The organism is Rhodococcus sp. Z13_19A, assembly GCF_058133575.1.
In genome coordinates this window covers 322499-343927 of sequence record NZ_JBYUNN010000001.1, presented here as the reverse complement: position 1 = coordinate 343927, position 21429 = coordinate 322499, and the positions used below count along the sequence as shown (strand labels likewise).

Here is a 21429-nt window from a genome sequence, read left to right as displayed (position 1 = left end):
GCTGGCGCCCGGCGGCCCTAGGCCGGCTGGGTCGCCCCGAAGGACTGGGCGACCTGCATGACGTACTGGCCGTAGCCGGACTTGGCCAGCGCGCTGCCCAGGGCCATGCACGCGTCGGCGTCGATGAAGCCCATCCGCAGCGCGACCTCCTCCAGGCACGCCACCCGGATGCCCTGACGGTGCTCGATCACCTGGACGTACTGGCCGGCCTCCAGCAGGGAGTCGTGCGTGCCGGTGTCCAGCCAGGCGAAGCCGCGACCCAGGTCCACCAGACGGGCCTTGCCCTTGGCCAGGTAGTGCAGGTTGACGTCGGTGATCTCCAGCTCGCCGCGCGGCGACGGCCGCAGCCCGCTGGCGATGTCCACCACGTCGCCGTCGTAGAAGTACAGGCCGGTGATGGCGTGGTTGGACTTGGGCTTGGCCGGCTTCTCCTCGATGGAGAGCAACGTGCCGTCCGCGTCGATCTCCCCGACGCCGTAGCGCTCGGGGTCGCGCACCGGGTAGCCGAACAGCACGCAGCCGTCCAGGCCTGCGGTGTGCTCGCGGAGCTTTCCGGAGAAGCCGTGGCCGTAGAAGATGTTGTCGCCCAGCACCAGTGCCACGTCGTCGCTGCCGATGTGCTTGGCGCCGATGATGAAGGCCTCGGCCAGCCCGTTGGGCGCAGCCTGCTCGGCGTAGGACAGGTCCATGCCCCACTGCGAGCCGTCACCCAGCAGTCGCCGGAACATCGGCAGGTCGTGCGGGGTGGAGATGATCAGCACCTCGCGGATGCCGGCGAGCATCAGCACCGACAGCGGGTAGTAGATCATCGGCTTGTCGTAGACCGGCAGCAGCTGCTTGCTCACCGCCTGCGTGATCGGGTGCAGCCGGGTGCCGCTGCCCCCGGCCAGCACGATCCCCTTCATCGGTAGTTCACGAACTGCAGGGCGACGCCGAAGTCTCCGTCCTTGAGCAGCGCGATGACGGCCTGCAGGTCGTCGCGCTTCTTGCCGCTCACCCGCAGCTCGTCACCCTGGATGCGCGCCTGCACGTTCTTCAGGCCGGAGTCGCGAATGGCCTTGGTGATCTTCTTGGCGTGCTCGTTGTCGATGCCCTCGACCAGCTTGCCGGTGATCTTGAAGGTCTTGCCCGACGCGGTGGGCTCGCCGGCGTCGAAGGCCTTCATGGAGATGCCGCGACGCACCAGCTTCTCGATGAACACCTCCAGGGCGGCGTTGACCCGGTCCTCGGTGCTCGCGGTGATGGTGATGGCCTCGTCGCCGGCCCACTCGATGCCGGCGCCGGTGTTGCGGAAGTCGAAGCGCTGGGACAGCTCCTTGGCTGCCTGGTTCAGCGCGTTGTCCACCTCCTGGCGGTCGACCTTGCTCACCACGTCGAAGGACGCATCGGCCATGAAGGGCTCCTCACTCGAGCGACTGGGCTGCCGCGGGAGGACGTCCCGCGGAGCCGGCACTGGCACTACCTACCCCGGTGCGGCGGACCCGTACCGAGGTCTAGTAGTCTGCCTTGCGCACCCCTTGAAGCGGGACCCGGACCAGTGCCGGCGTCGCGGAGAGGAAGTGTTACGGCAGGTTGCCCGAGTGGCCAAAGGGAGCGGACTGTAAATCCGCCGGCATCGCCTACGTAGGTTCGAACCCTACACCTGCCACCATGTCTGACCTGCGGGTTCCTCCTCCGGGAGGGGCCCGCAGCGTCATTCTTGGAGCGTCATTTCTGGCTCGCGTCATCGCGTGCTCCAGCCAGGTCGCCTGGCCACGTCCCGCTAGCCACGCCGCCCTGGCCACCGCCCGCCCGTCACCAGCGCGAGGCTGCCCGCCAGCACCGCCATCCCCGCCGCGAGCTGGGCCGCCTCGGTGACGTCCCGCCCGCGCCACAGCGCCAGCCCGAGCACTACCGCAGCGGCCAGCAGGACCCCCAGCAGCACGCGCGCCAGCACAGGGAGCTCGCGGAGCCACCGCCGCACGTGTCCGGGCACGCGTCCTGTCTACCTGCTCCGGCGGGGACACGGAGCAGGAGCGCCGATCGGTGCCCACGACGCAGCCGAGCCCCCGACCGGGTGTGGTCGGGGGCTCGGCGGGGGCAGGTGCGGGTGGGTCAGCCCAGCCGCTCGATGATGGTGACGTTGGCCTGGCCGCCGCCCTCACACATCGTCTGCATGCCGTAGCGCCCACCGGTGCGCTCCAGCTCGTGCAGCATCGTGGTCATCAGCCGGGCGCCGGTGGCCCCCAGCGGGTGCCCCAGGGCGATGGCGCCGCCGTTGACGTTCACCTTGGCCATGTCGTAGCCGGTCTCCTGGCCCCAGGCCATCACCACCGACGCGAAGGCCTCGTTGATCTCCACCAGGTCGATGTCGTCGAGCTTCATGCCCGACTTCTCCATCGCGTGTGCGGTGGCGGGGATCGGTGCGGTCAGCATCCACACCGGGTCGGCGCCGCGCACCGACATGTGGTGGATCCGGGCCCTCGGGGTGAGCCCGTGGGTCTTCAGGCCCCGCTCGTTGGTGATGAGCAGGGCGGCCGAGGCGTCGGAGGTCTGGCTGGCCAGCGCCGCGGTCAGCCGCCCGTCCTGCACCAGGGTGGGCAGCGAGCGGATCTTCTCCCAGTTGGGCTGGCGGGGGCCCTGGTCGGCGGTGGCCTCGCCGGCGGCGACGATCTCGCGGTCGAAGCGGCCCTCGGCCTGCGCGCGCAGCGCCTTCTCGTGCGAGCCGACGGAGAACTCCTCCATCTGCTCGCGGGTGAGGCCCCACTTCTCGGCGATCATCTCCGCGGAGCGGAACTGCGAGACCTCCTGGCTGCCGTAGCGCTTCTGCCAGCCGGTGGAGCCGGAGAACGGGTCACCGAAGCCGTAGGCCTCGCCGGCGTACATCGCTGCGGAGATCGGGATCGCGCTCATGTTCTGCACACCGCCGGCGACGATGACGTCCGCGGTGTTGCTCATCACTGCCTGTGCCGCGAAGTGCACCGCCTGTTGTGACGATCCACACTGCCGGTCGATGGTGGTGCCCGGCACGTGGTCCGGCAGTCCGGCGGCCAGCCATGCGGTGCGGGCGATGTCACCGGCCTGCGGACCGATGGTGTCCACGCAGCCGAAGATGACGTCCTCGACGGCGCCCGGGTCGATTCCGCTGCGCTCGACCAGGGCGTTGAGGGCGTATGCCCCCAGGTCAGCGGGGTGCGTGGCGGCAAAGGCGCCGCCGCGCTTGCCCACTGGGGTGCGTACCGCGTCGACGATGTACGCCTCGTTGATGTGCCCTGCGTTCACGGGTGCAGCCTCTTTCTCGTGTTCCTGCGACGACCGCGGCGGAGTGCTCCGGACGGACGTCGACGTCCTGCCGGAATCTACCCCTCGCGAGGTAGCAAGCGCTTGGTTGGGGCATCGTCGCTGGTCGCCGGGTTCTGCGGTGGTCGTCGGTACGCTGGCGACCGGCAAGTGGGGGACCGGTTTCGCAAATCGGCACCCGTCTGTGTAATCTTCACACCGCTTCACCCGGTGCGCGGCTCACGCCCAGCACCACGAGGCACGCCCCTTTAGCTCAGTCGGCAGAGCGTCTCCATGGTAAGGAGAAGGTCTACGGTTCGATTCCGTAAAGGGGCTCGCTGGATCAGCCGCCACCCGCGAGGGCAGCGCTGTTCGGCTGTCGCGGTCGAGGGCGCAGCCCGAGGCCGCATGGCGGTGTAGCTCAGCTGGCAGAGCAAGCGACTCATAATCGCTGTGTCGCCGGTTCAAGTCCGGCCATCGCTACCCAAGGATCTGTCGCACGGCGCAGACGTACGATGGACATGACCGTTTCGTTCCCAGATCCACCGAAGAGAGGCACCCCGTGGCCGCCACTGACGTCCGCCCGAAGATCACGCTGGCCTGCGAGGACTGCAAGCACCGCAACTACATCACCCGCAAGAACCGTCGGAACGACCCCGACCGCATGGAGATGAAGAAGTTCTGCTCCAACTGCGGCACCCACAAGACCCACCGCGAGACCCGCTGAGCTGACGCGCGACAGCGCGCCGCAGCAGCAGGGCAGACACGGGGTGGGCGTCAACACGGCTTACGTGGGTCGACAGTTCGGGACCGACGCGGTCTACGAGGTCGGCCGGGAGAAGATCCGCGAGTTCGCGACGGCCGTCGGTGCAACCGACCCGGCCCACCACGACGAGGCAGCAGCACAGGCCCTGGGATACCAGGGCCTTGTTGCGCCTCCGACCTTTCCGATCATCCTCACCATGGGCGCCGAGCTGCGCCTGATGGCTGATCCCGATCTCGGCCTGGACTTCACCAAGGTGGTCCACCGAGAGCAGCGGTTCGTCCACCACCGTCCCGTCGTGGCCGGTGACCGGCTGTCCACCACCGTCGTCGTGGACGCCATCCGGGTGGTGGCGGGCAACGACCTGGTCACCACCCGTACCGAGGTGCACGCCGAGGACGGCTCACCCGTGGTCACCGCCTACTCCACCGTCGTCGCTCGCGGCACTGCCGCAGAGAACGAGGAGTAGCCGTGCCCGTGCGCACCTTCGACCAGGTCTCCGTCGGCGACGAGCTGCCGTCGCTGCAGGTGCCGCTCACCCGCGCCGACCTGGTGCGCTACGCCGGGGCCTCCGGCGACTTCAACCCGATCCACTGGAACCCCGCCGTCGCCACGGCCGTCGGCCTTCCTGACGTGATCGCCCACGGCATGCTCACCATGGCGCTGGGCGCCCGGGTGCTCACTGCCTGGACGGGTGACCCCGGCTCCGTGCTCGACTACTCCGTCACCTTCACCCGCCCGGTCGTGGTCCCTGCCGACGAGGCTGTGGTCGTCCAGATCGCCGGTGTGGTCAAGAAGCTGGACCCCGGTGCCCGCACCGCCACCGTGGCAGTCTCGGTCGCCGTGCAGGGCCAGCGGGTGTTCGGCCGCTCCATCGCGCTGCTGCGCCTGGCCTGACCAGCCGTTTCGCCGCTCCGCCCGGTGTCCACGCCCGAGGCAGTGGGTGCGAGTTGGAATCCAAGCACCGTGGTGTCGTACACTGACGTTTCTGGGGCGTTCGTGTGCTGCCCGAATCTCAGGTGTCCACCTCGTGGATGCTGCGAGCCTCGGGTCAGGGCATGGACGCTTCGGCGCGACCGGCGCAGAGCGTTGGTCGTAGGGGCGTAGCTCAACTGGCAGAGCAGCGGTCTCCAAAACCGCAGGTTGCAGGTTCAAGTCCTGTCGCCCCTGCGCCTGAATTGCAGCGACTGGAGGACGACGGTGAGCGACGATCGCGACGACGTCACACCCGAGCCGGTAGAAGGCTCGGAGACAGGTGACACCGCCGCAGCAGGTGACTCGCACACCGATCCCGACGCTGCGGCCGGGCTGGGCTCGGAGGACGACTCCGACGACGTGAGCACGGCGGCCGCACGGCCGGCAGGCAAGCGTCGCAGCCCGGCAGCCCGGTCCACCCGCAAGCCCGCCGCCGCTGGGGCCCGCAAGCCCGACGCTGAGCGGGCCGGCACCAAGGGTCGACCCACCCCGGCGGCGAGCAAGCAGACGAAGACGAGCAGCGGCAACCCCGCCACTCGGGTGATCCGCTACCTCCGCGAGGTCGTGGCGGAGCTCCGCAAGGTGATCTGGCCGACCCGCAACCAGCTCATCACCTACACGACCGTCGTCCTGGTGTTCGTCGCCTTCATGGTGGCCCTCACCTACCTGCTGGACCTGGCGTTCGCCAAGGCCGTGCTGACGGTGTTCGGCTGATCGACCACGCCACCTCGGCCGACCTGGCCGTAGCGGCGGGGACTGACGGTGGATCCTGGAGACAGGCGCCAGCCGGAAGTACTGCACATGACGAGAGGAAGCGAGTCCACACGTGAGCACCCCCGAGGGCGGCCAGAACATGGCTGACCAGCCCGAGGCCGGCTTGCCCGACTCTGTCGAGACCTCGGAGTCCGAGGCTCCGGAGTCGGTAGCGGCTGCCGACGCGCTCGTGGCCGAGGCCACGGCGCAGCCCGAGGCGACCGACGAGGCCCCCGTGCAGGACACCGACCTCGCTGTCGCCGAGGGCGACGCCGCTGCTGGCGCGCCCGACGAGGACGCTGCCGTCGCCGACGTCGTCGAGGAAGAGGTCGACCCGGTCGAGGAGATGCGCGCCGCCCTGCGCCGCGCTCCCGGCGACTGGTACGTCGTGCACTCCTACGCCGGCTACGAGAACAAGGTGAAGACCAACCTCGAGACCCGGGTGCAGACCCTGGACGTGGAGGACTACATCTTCCAGGTCGAGGTGCCCACCGAAGAGGTCACCGAGATCAAGAACGGCCAGCGCAAGCAGGTCAGCCGCAAGGTGCTGCCCGGCTACATCCTGGTTCGGATGGAGCTCAACGACGAGTCGTGGGGCGCGGTGCGCAACACCCCGGGCGTCACCGGCTTCGTCGGGGCGACCTCGCGGCCGTCCCCGCTGACCATCAACGAGGTCATCAAGTTCCTCCTGCCCGCCCAGGACCGCAAGAAGACCGCGGAGACCGGCAAGACCGGTGGGGCGGACGAGGCGACCAAGCCGGCGATCGAGGTGGACTTCGAGATCGGCGAGTCCGTCACCGTGATGGACGGCCCGTTCGCGACGCTGCCTGCCACGATCAGCGAGGTCAACGCCGAGCAGCAGAAGCTGAAGGTGCTGGTCTCGATCTTCGGGCGCGAGACCCCGGTCGAGCTGTCGTTCACCCAGGTTTCCAAGATCTGATCCGGGACTAGTCTCGGAGAGGGGTGCGCGCAGCGCGACTGCTCGGCTGCGCCACCACATCACCAAGTCCACACCAGTGGCGACCGGCGAACCCGGCTGCCCCGCAACGCAGGAAGTACAGGATGCCCCCCAAGAAGAAGAAGCTCGCCGGGCTCATCAAGCTCCAGATCCAGGCCGGCGCTGCCACTCCCGCTCCGCCGGTCGGCCCCGCGCTGGGTCAGCACGGCGTCAACATCATGGAGTTCTGCAAGGCGTACAACGCCGCCACGGAGGCCCAGCGTGGCAACGTGGTGCCCGTGGAGATCTCCGTCTACGAGGACCGCTCCTTCAGCTTCAAGCTGAAGACCCCGCCGGCGGCCCGACTGCTGCTCAAGGCGGCCGGTGTGCCCAAGGGCTCGGGCGAGCCGCACAAGACCAAGGTCGCCAAGGTCACCATGGCGCAGGTCCAGGAGATCGCCCAGACGAAGATGGAAGACCTCAACGCCGGCGACCTCGATGCCGCCACCAAGATCATCGCCGGCACCGCCCGGTCGATGGGCATCACCGTCGAGGGCTGAGCGAGCCACTCCGGCTCCCCGAACGGGTGGGAGGGCCAGCGCCGGCCCGCAACCACCACTGACCACAGAAGAAGGACAGCACCATGAAGCGCAGCAAGGCCTACCTCCAGGCCGCCGAGAAGGTCGACGCCGACAACCTCTACACGCCGCTCCAGGCTGCAGGGCTTGCCAAGGAGACCTCCAGCAAGAAGATGGACGCCACCGTCGAGGTGGCCCTGCGACTGGGCATCGACCCCCGCAAGGCCGACCAGATGGTGCGTGGCACGGTCAACCTGCCGCACGGCACCGGCAAGACCGCCCGCGTCATCGTGTTCGCCGCCGGCGAGAAGGCCGCCGAGGCTGAGGCCGCCGGTGCCGACGCCGTGGGCGCCGAGGACCTCATCGAGCGGATCCAGGGCGGGTGGCTGGACTTCGACGCCGCCATCGCCACTCCCGACCAGATGGCCAAGGTTGGTCGCATCGCCCGCGTGCTCGGTCCGCGTGGGCTCATGCCCAACCCGAAGACCGGCACCGTGACCAACGACGTCACCAAGGCAGTCGCCGACATCAAGGGCGGCAAGGTCAACTTCCGCGTCGACAAGCAGGCCAACCTGCACCTGGTCATCGGCAAGGCGTCCTTCCCGGTCGAGCAGCTGGTGGAGAACTACGCCGCGGCCCTCGACGAGATCCTGCGGGCCAAGCCGGCCGCGGCCAAGGGTCGCTACCTCAAGAAGGTCACCGTCAGCACGACCACCGGACCGGGCATCCCGGTGGACCCGGCGCTGACGCGCAACCTCCTCGCCGACGACACCGCGGCGACCGCCACCGCCTGATTCAGGCGGCGCGGGAGCGCACAGCAGCACCAGGAGGGGCAGGCCGACGGCCTGCCCCTCCTGTGCGTCTCGGGCAGGTGTGCGCGGGGTGGTCGTTCGCCCCGGAAACGTCAGGTAGGATTCACCCAGTTCCACCGAAGACCGCAGGTCACCGCGCTCACCAGGAGTGCGGCGAAGGTTCCGGAGTGCACCGGACGGCCCGCGCAGGAGGACGAGGTGCGACAGCTTCGGCTGTCGAGTTACGCCCCGTGCGCCCTGCGCCCGGGGCGTTTGTCATGTCTGCGCCGGTTTCCCGGCGACCTGCGGACCTGAGATCCACAGAGAGGAGGCAAGGCATGGCAAAGTCCGAGAAGGTCACCGCGGTCGCGGAGATCGCCGAGAACTTCCGCGGCAGCAGCGCTGCCGTGATCACCGAGTACCGCGGTCTGTCGGTCGGCCAGCTCACCAAGCTGCGGCAGGCGCTGGGCGAGGGCTCCACCTACTCCGTCGCCAAGAACACCCTGGTTCGTCGTGCAGCCGCCGAGGCTGGTGTCGAGGGTCTCGACGACCTGTTCGTCGGCCCGACCGCCATCGCGTTCGTCACCGGCGAGCCCGTTGACGCAGCCAAGGCACTGAAGACCTTCGCCAAGGAGAACAAGGCGCTGGTCATCAAGGGCGGCTACATGGACGGCCGCGCGCTGTCGACCGACGAGGTCGACCGCATCGCGGACCTGGAGTCCCGCGAGGTGCTGCTGGCCAAGCTGGCCGGCGCGATGAAGGGCAACATGAGCAAGGCCGCGAGCGTGTTCAACGCCCCGGTCTCGCAGATGGCCCGCCTGGCTGCCGCCCTGCAGGACAAGAAGTCCGCCGAGACCGGTGCCGACGCACCGGCCGACGCCTGACGGCTCGCACCACCCGCTCTGCACACACCGCACGATCCCCAGCAGAACTGACTAGGAAGGACCGCCACCATGGCGAAGCTCAGCAACGACGAGCTGCTCGACGTTTTCAAGGAAATGACCCTCCTGGAGCTCTCCGACTTCGTGAAGAAGTTCGAGGAGACCTTCGAGGTCACCGCCGCTGCCCCCGTGGCCGTGGCCGCCGCCGGTGGCGCTGCCCCCGTCGAGGCCGCTGAGGAGCAGGACGAGTTCGACGTCGTCCTCGAGGGCGCTGGCGAGAAGAAGATCCAGGTCATCAAGGTCGTCCGTGAGGTCGTCTCCGGCCTGGGCCTGAAGGAGGCCAAGGACCTCGTGGAGAGCGCCCCCAAGGCCATCCTGGAGAAGGTCAGCAAGGAGGCCGCCGAGGCGGCCAAGGAGAAGCTCGAGGGCGCGGGCGCATCCGTCTCCGTCAAGTGATTCTCCGCCCCTCGCCCGCGTCCTGCTGACGCGGAGAGGGGCACCCGGGCGAGAGCCCGACCTGCCGGCGAGAGCGGCCTCCACCTGTGGAGGCCGCTCTCGCCGCTTCTGTCAGCGGGCAACGAGGAACCACTTGTGAACCCGTCAGTAACTACTGTGCCGTCCCGTCGTTGGGCTTGGTGACTCGGGCAACTTGCCCCGGGATCAGTGGTGCCCCGCGGGGGTTGACCTTGGAGGTGCGATGGGCGTCGAGGTGTCCGTCGAGGGACTGACGAAGTCCTTCGGCAGTCAGAAGATCTGGCAGGACGTCACGCTCACGCTGCCTGCGGGCGAGGTGAGTGCGCTGCTGGGACCCTCGGGTACCGGCAAGTCCGTGTTCCTCAAGTCGATCATTGGTCTGCTGCGCCCGGAGACGGGCAGCATCGTCATCGACGGCACCGACATCCTGCAGTGCAAGGAGAAGGAGCTCTACGACATCCGCAAGATGTTCGGGGTGCTCTTCCAGGACGGTGCGCTGTTCGGGTCGATGACGATCTTCGACAACGTGGCGTTCCCGCTGCGCGAGCACACCAAGAAGAACGAGTCCGACATCCGCAACGTCGTGATGGAGAAGCTCGAGCTGGTCGGCCTCAGTGGCGCCGAGGAGAAGCTGCCCGGCGAGATCTCCGGCGGCATGAAGAAGCGCGCCGGCCTGGCCCGCGCCCTCGTGCTGGACCCCGAGATCATCCTCTGCGACGAGCCCGACTCCGGTCTCGACCCGGTGCGCACCGCCTACCTGAGCCAGACCCTGATCGACATCAACGCCCAGATCGACGCCACGATCCTCATCGTCACGCACAACATCAACGTGGCCCGCACCGTCCCGGACAACCTCGGGATGCTCTTCCGCCGCCACCTGGTCATGTTCGGTCCGCGCGAGGTGCTGCTGACCAGCGAGGAGCCGGTCGTCGAGCAGTTCCTCAACGGTCGCCGCATCGGCCCCATCGGCATGAGCGAGGAGAAGGACGAGTCGCAGATGGCCGAGGAGCAGGCCATGGCCGACGCCGGTCACCACGACGGCTCGGGCGAGGACGTGCGCGGCATCGTCCCGCAGATCGAGGCCACTCCCGGCAGCCCGGACCGGCAGGCGGTGCACCGCCGCCGCGAGCGCGTGATGGGGATGCTGCACACCCTGCCCGAGCAGGCCCAGCGCGGGATCCTGGACTCGTTCTCCGACGAGGACCGTGCGGTGTACGAGCGCCGCCAGGCCGGCAACGGCCAGGGCTACTCCCAGGACCAGTACTCCCAGAACCAGGGGTACAGCCAGGACCAGGGCTACAACCAGGACCAGTACCCGCAGGACCAGGGCTACAGCCAGGACTACCAGGGTGATGGCGCGGAGGGTGCGGACGAGCGCAACGGCGGCCGGCACAGCGCCGGCTCTGCCGACCCGGACTCCACCGTCCGTCTTCCCGCCGCGACCGGGGGCGCCTCCGACGGGTCCGCCCGCCGCTCGTACCAGCGGGATGACGAGTGACGTCGCAGACCTCCAAGCCACTGCCGGGGACCAACGCGCTGCGGCAGATCGGGCAGGTCGCCGAGCTCACCGCAGCCATCGCGCGCGGGCTCTTCCGGCGGCCGTTCCAGTTCCGCGAGTTCATCCAGCAGTCGTGGTTCATCGCCAGCGTCACCATCTTGCCCACCGCGCTGGTGGCGATTCCGTTCGGCGCGGTCATCGCGCTGCAGCTCGGCTCGCTGACCCGCCAGCTCGGTGCGCAGTCGTTCACCGGCGCCGCCAGCGTGCTGGCGATCATCCAGCAGGCGAGTCCGATCGTCACTGCGCTGCTGGTGGCCGGTGCCGGCGGATCGGCGATCTGCGCCGACCTCGGCTCACGGACCATCCGCGAGGAGATCGACGCGATGAAGGTGCTCGGAGTCGATCCGATCGCCCGGTTGGTGGTTCCTCGCGTGCTGGCTGCGATGCTGGTCGCGGTGCTGCTCAACGGCATGGTCAGCGTGGTCGGCGTCGTCGGCGGCTACTTCTTCAACGTCGTCATGCAAGGCGGCACGCCGGGGGCGTACCTCTCGTCCTTCTCAGCGCTGGCGCAGCTGCCCGACCTCTACATCAGTGAGATCAAGGCGCTGCTGTTCGGACTGATCGCCGCCGTCATCGCGGCCTACAAGGGGCTCAGCCCCTCCGGCGGGCCCAAGGGCGTCGGCGACGCGGTCAACCAGTCGGTCGTCATCACCTTCCTGCTGTTGTTCTTCGTCAACTTCGTGCTGACGACGATCTACCTGCAGGTAGTTCCGGCAAAGGGGTCCTAGGCACCGTGACCGCACCAACCAACTTCACCTACCGCGTCAAGCGGGCGGTCGATCGACCGCGGGGCGCGCTGGAGGACCTGGGCGACCAGTTCTCCTTCTACGTGCGTGCGCTCCTGTGGATCCCGCAGACGCTGCGCAAGTACTCCAAGGAGGTGCTGCGCCTGCTGGCCGAGGTCAGCTTCGGCAGCGGCGCGCTCGCGGTGATCGGCGGCACGGTGGGCGTGATCGCCGCGCTGTCGGTCTTCACCGGGACGGTGGTCGGTCTGCAGGGCTTCGCCGCGCTCAACCAGATCGGCAGCGCGGTCTTCACCGGCTTCATCTCCGCCTACTTCAACACCCGGGAGATCGCCCCGCTGGTGGCTGGTCTCGCGCTGTCGGCCACGGTCGGCTGCGGCTTCACCGCGCAGCTGGGCGCCATGAAGATCTCCGAGGAGATCGACGCCCTCGAGGTCATGGCCGTGCCCAGCCTGCCGTTCCTGGTCACCAGCCGGATCATCGCCGGGTTCGTGGCGGTCGTGCCGCTCTACGTCATCGGCCTGCTGATGTCCTACCTGGCGTCCCGGACGGTCACGACGTTGTTCTACGGACAGTCGACGGGTAGCTACGACCACTACTTCAACTTGTTCCTGCCACCGATAGACGTGCTCTGGTCGTTCGGAAAAGTGCTGGTCTTCGCGGTCGTCATCATCCTGGTGCACTGCTACTACGGCTACAACGCCAGCGGCGGTCCCGCCGGCGTGGGTGTGGCCGTGGGCCGGGCGGTGCGCACGGCGATCGTGGCCATCTCGGTCCTGGACTTCTTCCTGAGCCTGGCCATCTGGGGCACCACCACGTCGGTGAGGATCGCGGGATGAGGACCGGTACGTCCTGGGGACGTCAGCTGCTGGGCCTGCTGTTCGTGCTGCTCATCGTGGGTGGGCTGGTGCTCACGGTGCTCATCTACCAGAAGAAGTTCGTCTCCGTGGTGCGCGTGACCATGACCGCCGACAGCGTGGGCAACCAGCTGCTGCCCGAGGCCGACGTCAAGCTCAACGGGCTGATCGTGGGCGAGGTCCGGGAGATCACCACCGCTGACGGCCGCGCCGAGCTGACCCTGGCGCTGCAGCCGGACAAGGCTGAGCTCATCCCCAACAACGTCACGGCGCGCTTCCTGCCCAAGACGCTGTTCGGGGACAAGTACGTGTCCCTGGTGATGCCCGCAGCCCAGGCCGAGCCGATCAGCGGTGGTGACGTGATCCGCCAGGACACCACCCAGGAGACCGTGGAGATCCAGCGCGTGCTGGACGGCCTGCTCCCCGTGCTGCGGGCCGTGCCGCCGGCTGAGCTCAACTCCACGCTGGGCGCAGTGGCCCAGGCGCTCGACGGTCGTGGCCAGCAGCTCGGCCAGAACCTGTCGCAGCTGAACACCCTGGTCACCTCGCTCAACCGGGAGCTGCCGGCCCTGCAGGCCGACATCAGCGGACTCGCCGACTTCGCCGACACCTACACCGCTGCGGCGCCGGACCTGCTGCAGGCGCTGGCCAACCTGACCACCACCACCAACACGGTGGTGGACCAGCGCAACAACCTCGACCTGCTGTACTCCACGGTCACGGCCACCTCGGCCAACCTCACCGGCTTCCTCAACGCCAACGGCGCGAACATCATCCGGCTGAGCAACGACTCCGTGGAGACCTTGGAGCTGCTGGCGCGCTTCTCGCCCCAGTACCCCTGCGTGTTCGACCAGTTCGCCCGGCTGGTGCCCAACATCGACGGCACCCTGGGCAAGGGGAGTGCCCGGCCGGGGCTGAACCTGAAGCTGGAGATCACCAAGAGTCGAGGCAAGTACGTGCCCGGACGAGACGAGCCCAACATCACCGACGACCGCGGCCCGGCCTGCTACCCGGTCGTGGATCCGGCCGTGGGCAACTTCCCGCAGTACCCCGGCGGTCCGGTCCAGGACGGCGCCTACAAGCCACCGTCCAGCAACGCCGACTTCCAGGCGTCCTCGCTGCCGACGGACACCGCCGGGCTGGGTGTGGCCGGCTCGGTGTCGGAGCAGGAGCTGCTCGCCACGATCTTCGCCCAGGCCAACGGAACGGATCCCGCCGAGGTGCCCGGGTGGAGCGCGCTCGTCGGTGCACCGGCGCTCCGGGGCAACGAGGTGACGATCAAGTGAAGAGTCTCGTGCCACCCCTGCTCAAGCTGGGGGCGTTCATCCTGATCACCCTGCTGGCCACTGGTCTGCTCGCTGCCACCATCTCCAACAGCGGCTCCGGCGGCGGACCGGCGGTCAAGGCCGTCTTCACCGACGTGACCGGGCTCAACGTCGGTGACGACGTGCGCATCTCCGGCGTGAAGGTCGGTCGCGTCAGCAAGATCAAGATCAAGGACAAGCGGCTCGCCGAGGTCAACATGGACCTGGAGAAGAACCGCACCATCCCCGCCGACGCCACGGCCACGCTGCGCTACCGCAACATCGTCGGCCAGCGCTACATCGCTGTGGGCCAGGGCGACAGCGCCAGCAGCGGCAGCATGGCCGACGGCGGGGTGATCCCGGTCGAGCAGACCGAGCCCGCGGTGGACCTCACGGTGCTGTTCGGCGGCTTCAAGCCGCTGTTCCAGGCCCTCGAGCCGGCCCAGGTCAACCAGCTCTCCTACGAGATCATCCAGGTCCTGCAGGGGGAGGGCGGCACGGTGAACAGCCTGGTGGCCAACACCGCCACGCTCACCAACAGCATCGCCGACAAGGACCGCGTCATCGGCGAGCTGATCGGCAACCTGAACACCGTGCTGGACACGGTCAACCAGCGCTCGGACAAGGTGAGCTCGCTGGTGGTCTCGCTGCAGCAGCTGGTCTCCGGGCTCTCCCAGGACCGCGAGGCCATCACGTCCTCGATCTCCTCGCTGTCCCAGCTGGCTGACGCCACCACCGCGCTGCTCAGGCCGGCGCGGTCGCCGCTGCAGAGCAGCATCGCTGCCCTCGGCGACGTCTCGGCCAACCTCAACCGCAACGAGGCCCGGGTGAACACCTTCCTGGTCAACCTGCCGACCAAGCTCGACGGCGTGAACCGCACCGCCAGCTACGGGTCCTGGTTCAACCAGTACCTGTGCAGCGCCGACATCTCCTTCGGTCTGGGCGGCAGCGTCCCGCCGCTGGCTCTGCCCACGGGCATCGCGAGCACGCAGCTGCCGATCTACACGAACACCGCTCCGCGGTGCTACAAGCAGGGGCAGTGATGGCTGGACAACGCAAGCGCAACCCCGCGGTGAGCGGGGTCATCGCCCTGGTGGTGATGGCCCTGATCCTGGCTGCGGTGATCTTCCGCGACAACCTCCCCATCGTGGGTGGCGGCACCGTCTACACCGCAGACTTCAGCGAGGCGGCGGGTCTGAAGACCGGTGACGAGGTGCGGGTGGCCGGTGTGCGGTCGGGCTCGGTCAAGGACATCAAGCTCGACGGTGACCACGTGGTGGTCAGCTTCCAGGTCAAGGACGCCTGGCTGGGCAACGAGACCACCGCGGCCATCAAGATCAAGACCATCCTGGGCCAGAAGTACCTGGCGCTGGACCCGCTGGGCGCTGAGAACGCGGACCCCAACGCGTCCATCCCCCGGGACCGCACGGTCGCGCCCTACGACGTGGTCGAGGCGTTCTCCGGCCTGGGCAACACCCTCGGCGACATCGACACCAACCAGCTGGCGCAGAGCTTCCAGGCGCTCACCCAGGCGTTCGAGGGCACCCCGGAGAACATCCGCTCGGCCCTGGACGGAGTCACCCGGCTGTCCCAGACGGTGTCCAGCCGGGACAAGGAGCTGACCACCCTGCTGGGTGCCACCAAGCAGACCAGCCAGATCCTGGCCGACCGCAACGCCCAGTTCGCCGCCCTGCTCAACGACGGCAGCACGCTGCTGGCCGCGCTGAACGAGCGTCGGGACGCCATCTCGGCCCTGCTGACCAACACCCAGTCGCTGTCGCAGCAGCTGGTCGGCCTGGTCAACGACAACCGGGCGCAGCTCGGGCCGGTGCTCGGCCAGCTGCAGGGGGTGGTCAACATCCTCACCGCCAACCTCGGCAACCTCGACACTGGCCTCGCGCTGCTCGCTCCGTACTACCGGCTGTTCGGCAACGCCCTCGGCAACGGCCGCTGGTTCGACTCGATCGTGCCGAACCTGCTGCTGCCGGAGATCACTCAGCTCGCCGGCGGACAGAGCGCTCCGCCCTCGGTCAACACCGGCACCATTCCTTCCACCGAGTCAGGGGGTAACTGACGTGCGTGGTCGTGGACTGGTCCGGCCCGTCGTGCTGGGTCTCGTCGTCGTGCTGGTGGTCGCCACCGCTGTCTGGTGGGCGTTCCTGCGTCCGGCCTCCACCAAGGTGACTGCCTACTTCGGCACCACGGTGGGCATCTACCCGGGCAGCGAGGTGCGGGTGCTCGGCGTGAAGATGGGCAAGGTGGACTCGGTCGAGCCGGAGGGCGACCAGGTGAAGGTCGTGCTCAGCCTCGACCCGGACGTGCCACTGCCCGCCAACGCCAGGGCGGCTGCCGTGGCGCCGACGGTCGTCGCCGACCGATACATCCAGATGCTGCCCACCTACACCAGCGGGCCCAAGCTGGCCGACAACGACGTCATCCCCCGGGACCGCACGGCCACTCCGGTGGAGCTGGACGAGCTTTCGGCCAGCCTGGAGAAGACGGCCACTGCGCTCGGGCCCAACGGGGCCAACGCCGACGGCGCCCTCACCAACCTGCTCAACACCGGTGCGGCGAACCTGGAGGGCAACGGTGAGGCGCTGGGTGCGACGTTCGACCAGCTCTCCCAGGCGGTGAGCACGCTGGCCAACTCCCGTGGCGACCTGTTCTCCACGGTCACCAACCTGCAGACGTTCGTGACCACGCTGGCCGCCAACGACGCCCAGGTGCAGCAGTTCGCGCAGCAGCTGGCCTCCTTCTCCGGCTTCCTCGCCAACGAGCGCACCGACCTGGGCCTGGCGCTGCAGCAGCTGTCGCTGGCACTGGGCGACGTGGCCACCTTCGTGCGGGACAACCGGCAGTCGTTGAGCAGCAACCTCGACGGGCTGTCGGCGATCACCGGGGTGCTGGCCAAGCAGCGGGGAGCGCTGGCGGAGGTGCTCGACACCGCGCCGATCGCCGCCACCAACCTGATCAGTGCCTACAACGCGGGATCGGGCACGCTGGACACCCGGCTGAACTTCAACGAGCTGTCCAACCCCGGCCTGCTGATCTGCAACCTGATCCAGCCGGGCCGGCTCGCGCCCGGCAACCCGATCTACGACTCGCTGGGGGGCAACGTCGGGCCCATCACCGACTACTGCAAGACGATCGCCGACGGGCAGGGCGGGAAGCTGGTCATTCCGACGCCGCACTTCCTGGAGGTCGACGGAGCCGCAGGGCCGCCCGCCGCGCCGGCGCTACCGCTCGTGGGAGGGCAGTGATGCGCATCAGCACGAAGGCACGCACCAGCGCCGCAGCCGCGGTCTCGGCGGTGCTGCTCAGCACCGGCTGTGGGTTCAGCGGCCTGTACGGCGTGCCCCTGCCCGGTGGCGCGGACCTCGGCGCCAACCCCTACGAGGTGACGGTCGACTTCACCGACGTCCTCGACCTGGTGCCGCAGTCCAACGTCAAGGTCAACGACGTCAACGTGGGCCGCGTGGACAGCATCGACCTGGCCCCGGACGGGGTGACGGCCCAGGTCAAGCTCAAGCTCAACGGAGACGTCGACCTGCCGGCCAACGCCATCGGCTCGATCGACCAGACCAGCCTGCTGGGGGAGAAGTACGTGACCCTCTCGCCCCCGCAGGGCGAGCAGGCCACGGGCAAGCTCGGCAACGGTGCCACCATCCCGCTCGCGAGCACCACGCGTGGAACTGAGCTGGAGGAGGTGTTCGGCGCGCTGTCCCTGCTGCTCAACGGCGGCGGCGTCGCCCAGCTGCAGACCATCACGCGCGAGCTCAACTCCGCCCTCAGCGGACGCGAGGGGGAGGTGCGCTCGCTGCTGGAGCAGACCAACATCCTCATCGGCGGCCTCAACACCCAGCGCGGGGAGATCAACCGGGCGCTGGACGGCCTGAACACCCTCTCCAAGACGGTGGACAGCCAGCGGGTCAACCTGACCACCGCGCTGGACCAGCTGCCCGCCGGAGTGCAGACGCTGGACGAGCAGCGGCCGCAGCTGACGCTGCTCCTGCGTCAGCTGGACCAGCTGGGCGTGGTGGCGACCAACGTCGTGAACCGGAGCAGGGACAGCCTGGTGGCCGACCTCAACGCGCTCTCCCCGACGCTGCGGTCCCTGGCCGACTCCGGGGACAACCTGGCCAAGTCCCTGGAGATCCTGCTGACCTTCCCGTTCACCGACGCCGCGATCGACACGGTCGCGGGCAACTTCGTCAACCTCAACCTCACCGCGGACCTCAACCTCGGCACGATCATCAGCAACGGCGTGCTCGACCCGACCCTGCTGGGTCTGCCGGCGCTGCCCCTGCCCCAAGCCACCGTCGCCCAGGGGGCACCATGAGAAGCAAGCTGGTGAGGTGGCAGCTCGTCGCCTTCCTGGTCATCACCATCCTCGGCATCACCTTCACCGGGGTGCGCTACGTGGGGCTGGACAAGTACCTGTGGTCCTCGGGCTACTCCGTCCAGATGGAGCTGCAGAACTCCGGCGGGATCTTCGAGAACGCCGAGGTCACCTATCGTGGCGTGGCCATCGGGACGGTCGGGCCGCTCACGCTCACCGACCGCGGTGTGTCGGTGGAGCTGCTGATCAACGACAACACCCCGGACATCCCCACCGACCTCAAGGCCGTGGTGGCCAACCGGTCCGCGGTGGGCGAGCAGTACGTCGACCTGCAGCCCAACACCAACGAGGGGCCATTCCTCAGCTCGGGCTCAGTGATCCCGATGGATCGCACCGCGGTCCCGGTCACCACCGAGAAGCTGCTCAGCAGCGTGGACCAGCTGGTGCGGTCGGTGCCGGTGGAGTCCCTGCGCACGGTCGTCTCCGAGCTGGGCACCGCCTTCAACGGCCTCGGCCCGTCGCTGCAGCGCCTGCTCGACCAGGGCAACCTGCTCACCACCACCGCGATCGACAACCAGCCGCAGACGCTGCGGCTGATCAGCGACGCCCAGACCGTGCTGGACACCCAGCGCTCCGAGGGCTCCTCCATCATCGGCTTCAGCCGGGACCTGCAGCTGGTCACCCAGCAGCTGCAGGCCAGCGACCCCGACCTGCGCCGGCTGATCACCACCGGGCAGTCCGCGGGCAGCGAGGTGGGGGCCCTGCTGGACAGCAGCTCCGCGTCGCTGGCCAACACGGTGGCCAACCTCGGCACGGTCACCACCGTGACCTCGGCCCGCACCGATGGCCTCCGAGCGCTCAACCAGCTGCTGCCCGCCGTGGCGGCCGCCGGGTTCACCAGCGCACCGGGCGACGGCTTCGCCCACTTCGGCCTGGTGCTCAACGTGAACGACCCGTTCCCGTGCACCGCCGGCTACGAGGGCACGTACCAGGAGCTGGAGCGGCAGCGCGCGGCCAACCCCGCGTTCAACGACTACTACGACAAGGCCCCGCTGAACACCAACGCCTACTGCGCAGAGCCCAACGGCAGCCCCATCTCGGTCCGTGGCACCCAGCACGCGGTCGCCCAGCCCGGCAGCCCGGTGCTGCCGCCGGTGCAGTCCGGTGGTGCCGGCTACAACAGCGGCGCGCTGAGCCAGGACTCCGGGGTGCTGGTGAACCAGCTCTCCGGCCTGCTCAACCGGTTGATCTTCGGGTCGTGAGATCCTCTCGGGGTGGCGCCGGACTGCTCACCCTGGCGCTGTCCGCAGCGCACTGATCGAAGAACGGAGCATGTCGGAGAAGTCCGGCACTATGTATGGCAATGGATGAATCACGCCTCGACGCTGACGGCGTCGACGACAGCAACCACGGCCGCCGCCAGGACGGCGGGGCCCCCACCGACGACACGGGAGCCGCACAGGGGGAGCCAGCTGCTCCTGACCTGAGCAAGAAGTCCGGCGACGTGACCGGCACCGCCGCCCGCAGTGCCGGCACCGCCACGGAGGCCGAGGACGGTGCGGGCGACGACGGCCGGGGCACCGGGGATCGCCAGCCCGGACGAACCAAGGTCGCCACGGCAGCAGCCGCGGTCGTGGTCGCGGCTGCCCTGCTGGGCGGAGCGATCTGGTACACCGTGGACAGCTTCAGCGAGTCCGGCCCCACGTCGGTGACCGCCGACCGCGACGCCGCCGTGGAAGCCGCCCGCAGCGTCGGGGCCACCATGACCACGGTGAACGGCGGAGACCCGCAGGGCACCCTGCAGGCGTGGCGCAACGCCATCACCGGGGAGCTGGCCGAGCAGTACGCCCAGCAGGAGGCGCAGCTCACCCAGCGGATCGCGCAGACCAAGGGCTCCGTCACCTCGACGGTCACCAACGCCGCGCTCACCGAGCTCGACTCCGGCGCCGGCACGGCCAGCGCGCTGGTCTTCGTGGACACCACCTTCACCAGTGCCACGCCAGCTCCCGCCCCGAGCCCGACCCCAGCGCCGGCCCCCGGCGGCTCGACCGATCCCAGCGCCGCACCTGCGCCCAGCAGCCCGGCCGCCGCGCCCGGTGGCTCGGAGCAGGCCGGCGGAACGGGCCAGAAGCAGCGTCTGGCGCTGACCCTGGCCATGGTCCGCACCGCAGATGGCTGGAAGGTCTCCAACCTGCAGCCCAACGAGCCGACGCAGGCCGGACAGTGACCGGCACCCGCCGCCACCACCGTCCGAGCAGCTGCGAGAGGAGCACGTACCGATGCCACCGGTGAACCGCAAGGGCCCGGGACCCCGTCCCACCCCCCGGCGCCGCCCGGCGGTGGCTGGCACCCGTGCCCGTCCCACCACGCAGGACCCGCAGCCGCACGCTTCGGCGACGGCAGCTCCCAGCTCCGCGGACACTGGCCGGCCGGACCCCAGCAGCACCACCACGGAGAGCCCAGCGGCCTCGGCAGGCTCCGCGCAGCCGGCCAGTGCTCGCCCGCGGCAGCGGCGGAACCGACCGTCCCGCACCTCGCTGAGCAACCCGCGGTGGATCGCGGTGTCCGCCCTGGTGGCGCTCATGCTGGTCGCGGCGGTCGTGCTCGCCGTCACCTCGGTGATCCACAACAGCTCCGGCGACGGTGGTGACACCGCCAACACCGCGCTGGTGGACCAGCCGGCCACCCAGGAGGTCAACGCTGCGGCGGCCAACGTGCTGAAGACCGCCTACACCTACAGCCACACCACGCTGGACGCCGACTTCGACGCCGCGGTGAAGCTGATGACGCCGGAGATGGCCAACCAGTACAACTCCAACCGGGACAACATCCGCAAGGTGGCCACCCAGGCCAAGACCACCACCAGCGCGACCGTGGTCTCCAACGGGGTCCGGCTGCTCAGCGGCGACCGCGCCGAGGTGATCGCCTTCGTGGTGATCAACGCCGACAACAACGGTCAGGCCCTGCAGGCCAGCGGCTACCGATTCACGGCAAACCTGTTGCGGGACAACGGGCAGTGGTTGCTGTCCGGGCTCACCGAGGCCTGATCACGTCGCGTCGCCCGGGCCCGCCCCGGTCCCGGGTCGTCGCCGGGACCCGACACGCCGCGCGTGGCACCCTTGACGCACCGGCAGGTGGCGTCCACGCTTGTGCCTGCGCGCGCAGCTTGACTGCGTGGGATCGAGGCTGCCCGACTCGACAACGGCCGAAACAGGGGC

24 protein-coding genes and 4 tRNA genes are annotated in these 21429 nt (G+C 69.0%); 24 read left to right on the top strand and 4 right to left on the bottom strand.

Annotation, left to right across the window (positions count from 1 at the left end; translation table 11 throughout):
• Positions 1–17: 17 nt before the first annotated feature.
• Both rfbA and AC3YNX_RS01535 read right to left on the bottom strand, forming a co-directional pair.
• Complete coding sequence (gene rfbA / locus AC3YNX_RS01540) at positions 18–905, bottom strand: glucose-1-phosphate thymidylyltransferase RfbA (RefSeq protein WP_489981900.1); 888 nt, start codon at positions 903–905, stop codon at positions 18–20.
• Positions 902–1393 (bottom strand): YajQ family cyclic di-GMP-binding protein, encoded by a 492-nt coding sequence (locus AC3YNX_RS01535; protein WP_127784017.1) that lies wholly within the window; start codon positions 1391–1393, stop codon positions 902–904. Before AC3YNX_RS01535 ends, rfbA begins: the two co-directional genes overlap by 4 nt.
• Before the next feature lie 173 nt (positions 1394–1566).
• Between AC3YNX_RS01535 and AC3YNX_RS01530 the strand changes: the two genes are divergently transcribed.
• Positions 1567–1651: transfer RNA gene (locus tag AC3YNX_RS01530), tRNA-Tyr, on the top strand.
• Positions 1652–1762: 111 nt separating this feature from the next.
• On the opposite strand, the gene AC3YNX_RS01525 is transcribed toward AC3YNX_RS01530, so the two are convergent.
• Together AC3YNX_RS01525 and AC3YNX_RS01520 are read right to left on the bottom strand one after the other, a co-directional pair.
• Positions 1763–1975: a hypothetical protein gene (locus AC3YNX_RS01525; RefSeq protein WP_489981899.1), complete on the bottom strand. Its 213-nt coding sequence runs from the start codon at positions 1973–1975 to the stop codon at positions 1763–1765.
• A gap of 119 nt (positions 1976–2094) precedes the next feature.
• Positions 2095–3246: an acetyl-CoA C-acetyltransferase gene (locus tag AC3YNX_RS01520; protein WP_127784928.1), complete on the bottom strand. Its 1152-nt coding sequence runs from the start codon at positions 3244–3246 to the stop codon at positions 2095–2097.
• Between the two features lie 275 nt (positions 3247–3521).
• On the opposite strand from AC3YNX_RS01520, the gene AC3YNX_RS01515 reads away from it, so the two are divergent.
• The 23 genes from AC3YNX_RS01515 (at position 3522) to AC3YNX_RS01405 (ending at position 21258) form a co-directional block, all read left to right on the top strand.
• Positions 3522–3594 (top strand) — tRNA-Thr (locus AC3YNX_RS01515).
• Positions 3595–3668: 74 nt separating this feature from the next.
• Positions 3669–3741: transfer RNA gene (locus tag AC3YNX_RS01510), tRNA-Met, on the top strand.
• A gap of 79 nt (positions 3742–3820) precedes the next feature.
• The gene (gene rpmG / locus AC3YNX_RS01505; RefSeq protein WP_127784015.1) at positions 3821–3985 is read left to right on the top strand and encodes a 50S ribosomal protein L33; all 165 of its coding nucleotides are present in this window, start codon (positions 3821–3823) and stop codon (positions 3983–3985) included.
• A gap of 64 nt (positions 3986–4049) precedes the next feature.
• Positions 4050–4490 (top strand): FAS1-like dehydratase domain-containing protein, encoded by a 441-nt coding sequence (locus tag AC3YNX_RS01500; protein WP_489994392.1) that lies wholly within the window; start codon positions 4050–4052, stop codon positions 4488–4490.
• 2 nt (positions 4491–4492) lie between these two features.
• The gene (locus AC3YNX_RS01495; protein ID WP_489994391.1) at positions 4493–4918 is read left to right on the top strand and encodes a MaoC/PaaZ C-terminal domain-containing protein; all 426 of its coding nucleotides are present in this window, start codon (positions 4493–4495) and stop codon (positions 4916–4918) included.
• Between the two features lie 200 nt (positions 4919–5118).
• Positions 5119–5191: transfer RNA gene (locus tag AC3YNX_RS01490), tRNA-Trp, on the top strand.
• Positions 5192–5221: 30 nt separating this feature from the next.
• On the top strand, positions 5222–5710 hold the full coding sequence (gene secE / locus AC3YNX_RS01485) for a preprotein translocase subunit SecE (protein WP_489994390.1): 489 nt from the start codon (positions 5222–5224) through the stop codon (positions 5708–5710).
• A gap of 112 nt (positions 5711–5822) precedes the next feature.
• Positions 5823–6689 carry a transcription termination/antitermination protein NusG gene (nusG, locus tag AC3YNX_RS01480; protein WP_489994389.1) on the top strand — a complete coding sequence of 289 codons (867 nt, stop codon included), beginning with the start codon at positions 5823–5825 and terminating at the stop codon, positions 6687–6689.
• A gap of 122 nt (positions 6690–6811) precedes the next feature.
• Positions 6812–7246, top strand: a complete 435-nt coding sequence (gene rplK / locus AC3YNX_RS01475) for a 50S ribosomal protein L11 (RefSeq protein WP_127784012.1) — start codon at positions 6812–6814, stop codon at positions 7244–7246.
• An 83-nt stretch (positions 7247–7329) separates the two neighbouring features.
• Positions 7330–8058, top strand: a complete 729-nt coding sequence (rplA, locus tag AC3YNX_RS01470) for a 50S ribosomal protein L1 (protein ID WP_127784011.1) — start codon at positions 7330–7332, stop codon at positions 8056–8058.
• A 335-nt stretch (positions 8059–8393) separates the two neighbouring features.
• Positions 8394–8939, top strand: coding sequence for a 50S ribosomal protein L10 (gene rplJ, locus AC3YNX_RS01465; RefSeq protein WP_489994388.1), 546 nt, complete (start codon positions 8394–8396; stop codon positions 8937–8939).
• Between the two features lie 69 nt (positions 8940–9008).
• Entirely contained in the window at positions 9009–9392 is a 384-nt protein-coding gene (rplL, locus tag AC3YNX_RS01460; protein WP_127784009.1) for a 50S ribosomal protein L7/L12, read from the top strand.
• A gap of 241 nt (positions 9393–9633) precedes the next feature.
• Positions 9634–10908, top strand: coding sequence for an ABC transporter ATP-binding protein (locus AC3YNX_RS01455; RefSeq protein ID WP_127784008.1), 1275 nt, complete (start codon positions 9634–9636; stop codon positions 10906–10908).
• On the top strand, positions 10905–11696 hold the full coding sequence (locus AC3YNX_RS01450) for an MlaE family ABC transporter permease (protein ID WP_127784007.1): 792 nt from the start codon (positions 10905–10907) through the stop codon (positions 11694–11696). Before AC3YNX_RS01455 ends, AC3YNX_RS01450 begins: the two co-directional genes overlap by 4 nt.
• Before the next feature lie 68 nt (positions 11697–11764).
• A complete protein-coding gene (locus AC3YNX_RS01445; protein ID WP_241249931.1) occupies positions 11765–12550 on the top strand; it encodes an MlaE family ABC transporter permease in 786 nt (261 codons plus the stop codon).
• On the top strand, positions 12547–13854 hold the full coding sequence (locus AC3YNX_RS01440) for an MCE family protein (protein WP_489994387.1): 1308 nt from the start codon (positions 12547–12549) through the stop codon (positions 13852–13854). Before AC3YNX_RS01445 ends, AC3YNX_RS01440 begins: the two co-directional genes overlap by 4 nt.
• On the top strand, positions 13851–14915 hold the full coding sequence (locus AC3YNX_RS01435) for an MCE family protein (protein ID WP_127784004.1): 1065 nt from the start codon (positions 13851–13853) through the stop codon (positions 14913–14915). Before AC3YNX_RS01440 ends, AC3YNX_RS01435 begins: the two co-directional genes overlap by 4 nt.
• On the top strand, positions 14915–15946 hold the full coding sequence (locus AC3YNX_RS01430) for an MCE family protein (protein ID WP_127784003.1): 1032 nt from the start codon (positions 14915–14917) through the stop codon (positions 15944–15946). Before AC3YNX_RS01435 ends, AC3YNX_RS01430 begins: the two co-directional genes overlap by 1 nt.
• A 1-nt stretch (position 15947) precedes the next feature.
• On the top strand, positions 15948–17132 hold the full coding sequence (locus AC3YNX_RS01425; RefSeq protein WP_489994386.1) for an MCE family protein: 1185 nt from the start codon (positions 15948–15950) through the stop codon (positions 17130–17132).
• Positions 17132–18211 (top strand): MCE family protein, encoded by a 1080-nt coding sequence (locus AC3YNX_RS01420; RefSeq protein WP_127784001.1) that lies wholly within the window; start codon positions 17132–17134, stop codon positions 18209–18211. The genes AC3YNX_RS01425 and AC3YNX_RS01420 overlap by 1 nt, the downstream gene beginning before the upstream one ends.
• Positions 18208–19473 (top strand): MCE family protein, encoded by a 1266-nt coding sequence (locus AC3YNX_RS01415; RefSeq protein ID WP_489994385.1) that lies wholly within the window; start codon positions 18208–18210, stop codon positions 19471–19473. The genes AC3YNX_RS01420 and AC3YNX_RS01415 overlap by 4 nt, the downstream gene beginning before the upstream one ends.
• A gap of 101 nt (positions 19474–19574) precedes the next feature.
• Positions 19575–20438: a hypothetical protein gene (locus AC3YNX_RS01410; protein WP_489994384.1), complete on the top strand. Its 864-nt coding sequence runs from the start codon at positions 19575–19577 to the stop codon at positions 20436–20438.
• Between the two features lie 334 nt (positions 20439–20772).
• Positions 20773–21258 (top strand): hypothetical protein, encoded by a 486-nt coding sequence (locus tag AC3YNX_RS01405; RefSeq protein WP_127783998.1) that lies wholly within the window; start codon positions 20773–20775, stop codon positions 21256–21258.
• The last annotated feature ends 171 nt before the right edge of the window (positions 21259–21429 follow it).